General features: G+C 41.1%; 7 protein-coding genes, 1 rRNA gene and 2 pseudogenes (1 of these 10 only partly in view). 2 read left to right on the top strand and 8 right to left on the bottom strand.

Annotated elements, in window-relative coordinates; genetic code table 11:
- From NOS7524_RS23520 to NOS7524_RS23500, 4 genes and pseudogenes are all read right to left on the bottom strand, one after another.
- A 16S ribosomal RNA gene (locus NOS7524_RS23520) occupies positions 1-1,058 on the bottom strand; it reaches 430 nt to the left of the window's first position.
- Positions 1,059-1,554: 496 nt separating this feature from the next.
- A pseudogene (locus tag NOS7524_RS27935) lies at positions 1,555-1,854 on the bottom strand (ARPP-2 domain-containing protein); the annotation flags it as partial.
- Positions 1,855-2,463: 609 nt separating this feature from the next.
- On the bottom strand, positions 2,464-3,225 hold the full coding sequence (locus NOS7524_RS23505) for a circadian clock KaiB family protein (protein ID WP_015140978.1): 762 nt from the start codon (positions 3,223-3,225) through the stop codon (positions 2,464-2,466).
- Between the two features lie 90 nt (positions 3,226-3,315).
- Positions 3,316-4,614, bottom strand: coding sequence for a type IV pilus twitching motility protein PilT (locus NOS7524_RS23500; RefSeq protein WP_015140977.1), 1,299 nt, complete (start codon positions 4,612-4,614; stop codon positions 3,316-3,318).
- Between the two features lie 703 nt (positions 4,615-5,317).
- Here NOS7524_RS23500 and NOS7524_RS23495 point away from each other — a divergent pair.
- Positions 5,318-5,695 carry a hypothetical protein gene (locus NOS7524_RS23495; RefSeq protein ID WP_015140976.1) on the top strand — a complete coding sequence of 126 codons (378 nt, stop codon included), beginning with the start codon at positions 5,318-5,320 and terminating at the stop codon, positions 5,693-5,695.
- Between the two features lie 376 nt (positions 5,696-6,071).
- On the opposite strand, the pseudogene NOS7524_RS28915 reads toward NOS7524_RS23495, so the two are convergent.
- The 4 genes and pseudogenes from NOS7524_RS28915 to NOS7524_RS23480 form a co-directional block, all read right to left on the bottom strand.
- A pseudogene (locus NOS7524_RS28915) lies at positions 6,072-6,173 on the bottom strand (element excision factor XisI family protein); the annotation flags it as partial.
- 249 nt (positions 6,174-6,422) lie between these two features.
- Positions 6,423-6,878: a type II toxin-antitoxin system VapC family toxin gene (locus NOS7524_RS23490; RefSeq protein ID WP_015140975.1), complete on the bottom strand. Its 456-nt coding sequence runs from the start codon at positions 6,876-6,878 to the stop codon at positions 6,423-6,425.
- Positions 6,879-6,895: 17 nt separating this feature from the next.
- A complete protein-coding gene (locus NOS7524_RS23485; protein WP_015140974.1) occupies positions 6,896-7,234 on the bottom strand; it encodes a hypothetical protein in 339 nt (112 codons plus the stop codon).
- A 191-nt stretch (positions 7,235-7,425) separates the two neighbouring features.
- On the bottom strand, positions 7,426-7,665 hold the full coding sequence (locus tag NOS7524_RS23480) for a helix-turn-helix domain-containing protein (RefSeq protein ID WP_235622377.1): 240 nt from the start codon (positions 7,663-7,665) through the stop codon (positions 7,426-7,428).
- A 146-nt stretch (positions 7,666-7,811) separates the two neighbouring features.
- On the opposite strand from NOS7524_RS23480, the gene NOS7524_RS23475 reads away from it, so the two are divergent.
- On the top strand, positions 7,812-8,048 hold the full coding sequence (locus NOS7524_RS23475; RefSeq protein WP_041555434.1) for a hypothetical protein: 237 nt from the start codon (positions 7,812-7,814) through the stop codon (positions 8,046-8,048).
- The last annotated feature ends 59 nt before the right edge of the window (positions 8,049-8,107 follow it).

The raw sequence follows: 8,107 nt of genomic DNA, 5'->3' as shown, positions 1-8,107 counted from the left end.
GGTTGCGCTCGTTGCGGGACTTAACCCAACATCTCACGACACGAGCTGACGACAGCCATGCACCACCTGTGTTCGCGCTCCCGAAGGCACTCTCCCCTTTCAAGAAGATTCGCGACATGTCAAGTCTTGGTAAGGTTCTTCGCGTTGCATCGAATTAAACCACATACTCCACCGCTTGTGCGGGCCCCCGTCAATTCCTTTGAGTTTCACACTTGCGTGCGTACTCCCCAGGCGGGATACTTAACGCGTTGGCTCCGGCACGGCTCGGGTCGATACAAGCCACGCCTAGTATCCATCGTTTACGGCTAGGACTACTGGGGTATCTAATCCCATTCGCTCCCCTAGCTTTCGTCCCTCAGTGTCAGTCACGGCCTAGCAGAACGCTTTCGCCACCGGTGTTCTTCCTGATCTCTACGCATTTCACCGCTACACCAGGAATTCCTTCTGCCCCGAACGCACTCTAGCTGTGTAGTTTCCACTGCCTTTACAAGGTTGAGCCTTGCTCTTTAACAGCAGACTTTCACAACCACCTACGGACTCTTTACGCCCAATCATTCCGGATAACGCTTGCATCCTCCGTATTACCGCGGCTGCTGGCACGGAGTTAGCCGATGCTTATTCCTCAAGTACCTTCATATCTTATTCCTTGAGAAAAGAGGTTTACAACCCAAGAGCCTTCCTCCCTCACGCGGTATTGCTCCGTCAGGCTTTCGCCCATTGCGGAAAATTCCCCACTGCTGCCTCCCGTAGGAGTCTGGGCCGTGTCTCAGTCCCAGTGTGGCTGATCATCCTCTCAGACCAGCTACTGATCGTCGCCTTGGTAGTCCCTTACACTACCAACTAGCTAATCAGTCGCGAGCTCATTTTCAGGCAGCAAGCCTTTCACCTCTCGGCACATCCGGTATTAGCCACCGTTTCCAGTGGTTGTCCCCGACCTGAATGCAGATTCTCACGTGTTACTCACCCGTCCGCCACTATCTCCGAAAAGACCGTTCGACTTGCATGTGTTAAGCATACCGCCAGCGTTCATCCTGAGCCAGGATCAAACTCTCCGTTTTGAATCGTTTGTTTTTAGCTCTTTCTTTGGCTGCTCTTTATCCACCCCAGCCTGGTGTGATTTTTTCTTGACGCAGGGTCTTGTTGTATACTGGCTTTCAAACTATAATATTTTCAAGGTTCGGTCGCCTCCGGACTGCGCTTTGCCGCGCTCGTCTCTCAGGCACTTATCCAATATAGCTAACTCTCAACACAGTGTCAACTCTTTCCACAAAATATTTCTCCTCTTTTTTCCCCTATCCCTACAAATCCTTATCAGACAAGCTCTCCAGCCTACAAGTATTTCTGTAATGATCTTTGGATCTGTTTATTTGGGCAAATCATCTCTATGATTTTTTGGTCTGCGGCATCACGCACTTCCTGATTGAGCAAATCCCCAAAAACAGCCGCTTCTACACAAGAAATGAAGTTCTCGCTATTTTGGGAGAGTGCCTTGGCAGTTGCTTCAAAATTCCAGAGGTGTTCGGTTAATTTAGTCGATAGATAAGTCCGCCGAGTTTATGATTCTAATAAGCGATAAGTTTTGATATATTCTAGTTCTCCTGATTCCCAAATGATTGCTTCGTCAATATAGTTTTCGTGTTTGGGTTGTAAGTGGGTGATGAACCTTTGCAGTAGAAACGAATCATCTGTGTAAACTATCTGAGGATTTAACTGGCGTTGTAATAATCCTTCTGCCATGAAGCCTTGGAATGATGCCCAGTCATCTCGCATTTTAGCGATCGCTCCCCTCAAATCGGTCAAACTATTAATCTTGGACTCATATACAGTGGTGTCTAGTGGCCAGGTTGTATCGTAAAGTAACTGGAATTTAGACTAAGCAACAAGAAAAGACCTAGCAGGGCTGAGTTGATGTAACACAAGCTTCAAATAGAAAAATTTGTGAGATTAAGGAGATTGTGGTGATTTAAGTAAGTCGGTGGGAAAAAACACAACTATGTTAAGAAAAATAAACTAGGCTCAAACCCTCTTCCCTCCTGCCTCCTGCCTCCTGCCTCCTGCCTTGCCATAGCGATAATTTTTAACACTGAGCTACTTATTACGGGGTTTAGTTGTAGTTTTGTTGACGCTAGGATAGTAAATACTACGTTGTCGAGGTTGTCCGGCTTTCCAACCAGGAGATTTTCCACGAGGTTTGATACCGTTGGCGAATTCCCCAAATAGCTAAACTGAACCGATTAGTTCAGCAATGAAACGATTGAGAACCTTATGAGCAGTTTTATACCCAGTAGCCTGCTTACCGAGGACTTTATTATTTTAGTGTTGCCTATGACAAACATGCTAGCAACGAATCGCACCCCTGTAATACACGGTAAATCTGCCGTTTTTTTGTTAAGCAATATTTCGCCAACGGTATCCGAGGTTTGGGCAGACGGGCAGGCTTGGCATAGTAGTTATTAATCAGGTTTAGACTTTTTCTTTAGCGCCTAACATTTGTAAAATTTTTTCTGCATTATCCAAATCTCCAACCAGACGACGAATTGGTTGCGGCCAAACTTTCACTAGGGTAGGAGTAGCAGACACCTGATCAATTTCTGCTTGTTCTGGATTAGTTAAAACATCAATAACTTTCATTGTGTAAGGGTATCCTAGCGATCGCTCTAATAGTTCATGCAGATTCTTCAGGATACGTTCTGTGTTAGCACTATGTCCGACTACAAACAAACGCAAGACATAACATTGGGTTGTTGGCTGTACTTTTTGTACTGTTTTAGATGGTAAATGATATCTGGAGGTTGGTTCGGAAAGGTCTAAGTTGATAATTAAGTCGTGGTCTTCCCAGAGTTGGGGAAATGAAGAGCGATAAGTGGACAATACCATGCGATCGCAATAACCTTCTTGCCACGGAGCTAACTGCCACACTAAATCACCAGTATCAAAAATAGCGTTAAGTACAGCCTGATGTTTCATAACCGCCGGGTAAGTCTCCGCAAATGTTTTCACTTGTTGGGTATGAGGGTCTAACCAGTGGTCAATCGTTGCTGTATAACATGGAACCAGAAAATGAGGCGGTTCTGGTAGATCTAGAATTTCCTGCAAAGCAGTACATAAATGAGAATGCCATCGACCTTGCTTATTGAGATCGATACAGTAAATCAAATCACCTCCCGGTGTAAATAAGGCAATGCCTTTAAATAATTTTGGTTGAGATAGTGTTTCTGTAGTCAAGTTAAGCTCTGGGTTAAGTAACTCACCGATAAAAAGTAAAAAGTAAAAAATTGCTTTTTGTACCTTTTACTTTTTATTGTACTTTTGCTCTTAAACTCTGCCTCGGAGAAATTGAGCCATTTCGTTAGGAGTTGGCGACATTTCTAAGGCTGTTTCTTCAGTGATGCGGCCTTCCTGATAGAGGTTGAGCAATGACTGATTCATGGTAATCATACCGTCAAAGCCAGCTTGCTTCATTAATTCAGTAATTTCATCATACTTGCCGTCTTTGATCCATTCCTTGATGGCTTCTGTATTGATCAGGATATCGTGGAAAGCCGCCCGCTTACCATCAGTAGTCCGACACAAACCTTGGGCAATGACTGCCACTAAAGACTCAGCCAGTGCCACTCGCATGGCATCTTGTTCTTCACCTGAGTACAAGTTGAGAATTCGCTCAATAGTTTTTACCGCACTATTAGTGTGTAGGGTTCCCATAACCAAGTGACCAGTCTGAGCCGCTTTCAGAGCTGTGTTGACTGTTTCTTTATCCCGCATTTCACCCACCAGAATCAAATCTGGATCTTCCCGCAAAGCAGCTTTTAAGGCATTGTCGAATTTCCGGGTGTGCATTCCCACTTCCCGTTGCTTAATGAGAGATCTACGGCTTTGATGCACAAATTCAACCGGATCTTCGATGGTAATAATATGCTTGGCCATCTCTCGGTTGATGTAATCAATCATCGCCGCCATTGTCGTCGATTTACCAGAACCAGTAGGCCCCGTAACTAAAATTAGTCCCTTGTGGTGGTGGCAAATATCCCGAAATACTGGAGGGAGTCTCAACTGATCCATAGATAAGATTTTCAAGGGAATCAACCGCAGCACCATTGCATAGCCTTTGAGAGAGTCAAAGACATTAATCCGTACACGAGCAAAGTCATATTGAGTAGCTCCATCAAATTCCAAGTGTTCTTGAAATCGTTGAATTTCTGCCTCAGTCATAATCTCCCGTAACCAACTCATAAAAGTTGGTTTTTCGGTTTCTGGATAATCAGTTGGGTTAATTTCTCCTCGATTACGAAAGCGCGGTACTTCACCTACTCCCAAATGAATATCAGAATAGCCATTGTCGAATGCCTCTTTGATAATTTGCGCTAAAGTGATTCCCTGACTACTAGCTGGAGAAGGCATCGGTGGCGGAGTACCAGGACGATGAGCCGCCACAGTTGTGGAACTTGGGGGTGTGGGTGCAGTTCGTTCAGCACTCCTATTGACGGCTGACATATCCAACGTTTGCGTATATTGGCGTTGGGTTGCTGATGCTGGTAGTGGAGGCGGTGGCGGTACAGGTGGAACATTACGGGCAACAACAGGATGAGAATTTGATGGATGTTGTGATTCCGTCATATATCTTTAAGAATTAGTAGTTGATCAGTTTGGAATGGGCAGAAAGACTGACTGAGAAGTTCTCATAGCTCTAGATACCGCAATTTCAGGTATTTGCTGACTCAAAACCTCTAATTAACATTTCATCACACTTGTTTAATTTTTGTATATTTTTTAACTATTAAACACGAAGAAAAATTTTGCACCTACATAAACTGGTTTACTCTAGGACTTTCAAAAAAAACCTCAGTAAATATATTGTTAATTAAGGGTATTTTTTAATGCGGCTAAATTACATCAACAAGACTCCCAGATGGTAAATGAGAAAATTTTGTCTATGTTGACTATAAGTTTTTAGCAATTAACCGCAAAATCATCTCTAGATAGTTTGTTTAGCTTCTCTGAATAATTATGAGAAACAGGGTGATTTTATATAAGAAATGTTAAGCCATTCCTCAACTAAATAATTGGAAATAGGCTTTGAGCGCCAATGCTTTTTGTCTTCTATTCCTAAAGGCAGATATCACAAGCTAGATGAATCTAGAAATGTGTACGTGGCTTTACATTCATAATTACAAAAAATTAATTGTAAAGTTTAATAAATAAACGCTCATTTTCTGAGACGGTTTTTATATACTGAAACTTCATTGAATCATTCAGTTGCTTGCTAAACAGCGAAATATTACTGAAGAAAAGTTTTCTGTGTACTTTAGGAGGAAAAGTCATGGTTTCGGCTCAAAGCTCTAATCTCGGAAAGACCTACTCCTTGTTAATGATTAAAAGTTTTTTGATATGGACTTTTACATTGGCAGTATGCTTGTTGGTTGTCGGATTTCCATTAGTTGTTTTGATGGCTACGGTCGGATGCTTGTTGTCGATTGTGTTGCAATCTGTGATGCCTGTTAGTGCAGTTTTACTGGTTGCAGGTGGTTTGATTATGTGTAATGTGATGGCAGTTTTAATTGCGGCTGGTGTACTAACTGCTAAAGGCGTACATCCAACACAAATTCAATGGTTAAGTTGGTTGCATGGAGGAGAAACAGAGCAGATGCAGACAACTGTTTATGCGGCTTGTCCTTTAACTTGCGATCTCAAACTATAGTCATCCTCATAAATTCGACAAACAACGCATCTGCCCGGTTAAGCCGGGTTTTTTCATATTTGGGGATAGAAGTTAAAAATGATAATCTTATTTTACTTGCAAAAATAATTATCAGAATAAAAAAACCGTGAAAACGGTCTTTTACTGTAGATTCTCAGTGAAAGCCTAAAATTTTACAAGCAATTATTACTACCTCGCCGCAGTAGGCATACCCAAAATATCCTCAATTCTGGGCATGATATTCTGGCATAAAATTGGTTAAGCGTTTGACATCTCCCTGCAAGTCATCACTAAATCTTTAATTGCTTTGGTCTTAAATTCTATTTGGGACTGCACATACTTGACTCTCTTGAAATATATTATACTATGGCAGATTTTAAGCGATCGCAAAATCAGTGTATTGTCGCACATCTGGAGGCTGAAACGCCAAGACAATATCGCTAGCCGGAACACCTAAGCGCATTAACTCCGTTGCTATCCGATAGATTCAGAAGATGTTTTTGATGAGTTAGAAGATATTAAGGGAAGGCGATCGCAATAATGACCGCAGGTATAGCACCTTAATCTTCAAAAATACTATCAAAAATTTCTCAAGCTACTGCTAACGCCTATAAAGAAAGCTTGAATCCGTGGGCAGAGTTACTCGTCTAGGTTGAATAAATTTATGTATTGAAAATTTATTAGCACTTGAAATCAAGTCATAGTAAAACTTAATATCTAGTGACATTTAGTTAATATTCTGCCATTCACGAGCATCTATAAATAATGATAAATGTTTAACATTAGTAGTAGCAATAATGACTTGATGCCCTTTTATTTCTTCAATTTTTGCTTGTGCTGCTAAAATAACATCACCATCAAGAGATTTAGGATCAGCAGTAGTTTTTCCTTTTTTTCTAACTTCCGCCCAAAAATTGGCAGCTAAAAGCATTACAGAAGTAGTAATGGGTAAATAAGTAATTGCTTGTTTCAGTTGATCTAACCGCTTAATACCTGATGATTTTCCTGCTCTGAGTAGTTCTCGTCTCACTTCATAATCAGCAATTTCAGGTAAAATTATTTGATATCCTTTTAATGGTAGTGCATCTAACCATTCTTTACACTCCTGACAAATAATATTAGTGTTTTTAGGATTTGTAACCATTCCTAAAACATTGGTATCTAACAAAATCAGCTTACTCATGAAAATTGATGCCTACTTTAAAAGGGATTATCATCAATTGCTTGATTTAAATATTCCCAAGTTTCTGTTTGCTCTCGTTCATCTCCTGCTTGTAACCATTCTTTAGTTAATTCTTTTAGTGCTTGATGTTGTTGATGTAAGAGTTTTTTTGTTTGAATATCCAAATCTTCTTGTTCAAAGTTGGTTAATAACTCCGGTTTAATAGTGACACTTTTCCGAAAAACTCGCATTATTTCCAGCAAATTTGACCAATATTCCTGGGGTGTTTCTTGAATTTCTTGCAAGATTTCTGTCAAACAGCTTGCTTCACTAATGTGACTGGCTTCAGCTTGATTAATTAAATTGGGTTGAGTCATTAGTAATTATTCCTCATGAGAACTATTACAGTAAAGTGAGCCATAACGACTCACCCTAATTAGCCAATTTAGGATAATAACAACATTCAGGTAATTATCCCAATTATTCTAATTAAACTATATCAGTGAAGAATGGAGGCAGGTGATGTCTATCGACAAGCCGCTCCGCGTCTACGCTATACACTCAAAAGTTATGTATCTTGAGTCAGCATTGATTCCTTAACGGCTTGCACTAACTCATCTTCTGTACATTGATACAAATCTCGCAGGCGGAATACTTGCCATACTTCCATTTTTGGCGTTGTTCTCCCCTTTTCCCAGTTGCGAATTGAAGATAGGGCGCAACTTAGTTCAATAGCGACATCACTAATTTTTAGTCCTGTACGTTTTCTCAATGTTCTTAAATTCATACTTGGCGGGAAAATGTTCATAGATTAGCGTTAAAACTTGACGCTAAGTATTGACAATTGACAAATACTGTGTAATTCAGGTTCAATCAATGATTGAGAAGGCGTTAGCATCCCCGCCAAGAGACTTGCTAACGCTTCTCATTCCACTTTTCGTGAATAACCCGATCATGACACAAAATACAAATTATCAAGAGTCTACATTGAAAGGTCAGGCAATTACATACAAAGAACGCTTGAATCCGTGGGCGATTACTCGTTTACTTCCAGATATGCAACGGGTGACTGTGGCGAGATTTCGCAGTCGTTCTGATGCTGATGGTCATCTGCAACTTTTACGTCAACTTATACCTGATGGTATCTTTACAGTAGTTTTCGATTCTCAGCGTGAGGAAGTTATGATGTAGATTTTAGGGGTAGTTTACTGTAGGTATCGCTTTTGAAACGGGGGCGATATCTACGGTAA

It is taken from the genome of Nostoc sp. PCC 7524 (assembly GCF_000316645.1).
In the GTDB taxonomy this organism is placed as follows: Bacteria; Cyanobacteriota; Cyanobacteriia; order Cyanobacteriales; family Nostocaceae; genus Trichormus.
Note: the sequence above shows the minus strand (reverse complement) of the source record. Positions and strands in the feature narration are given on the sequence as shown.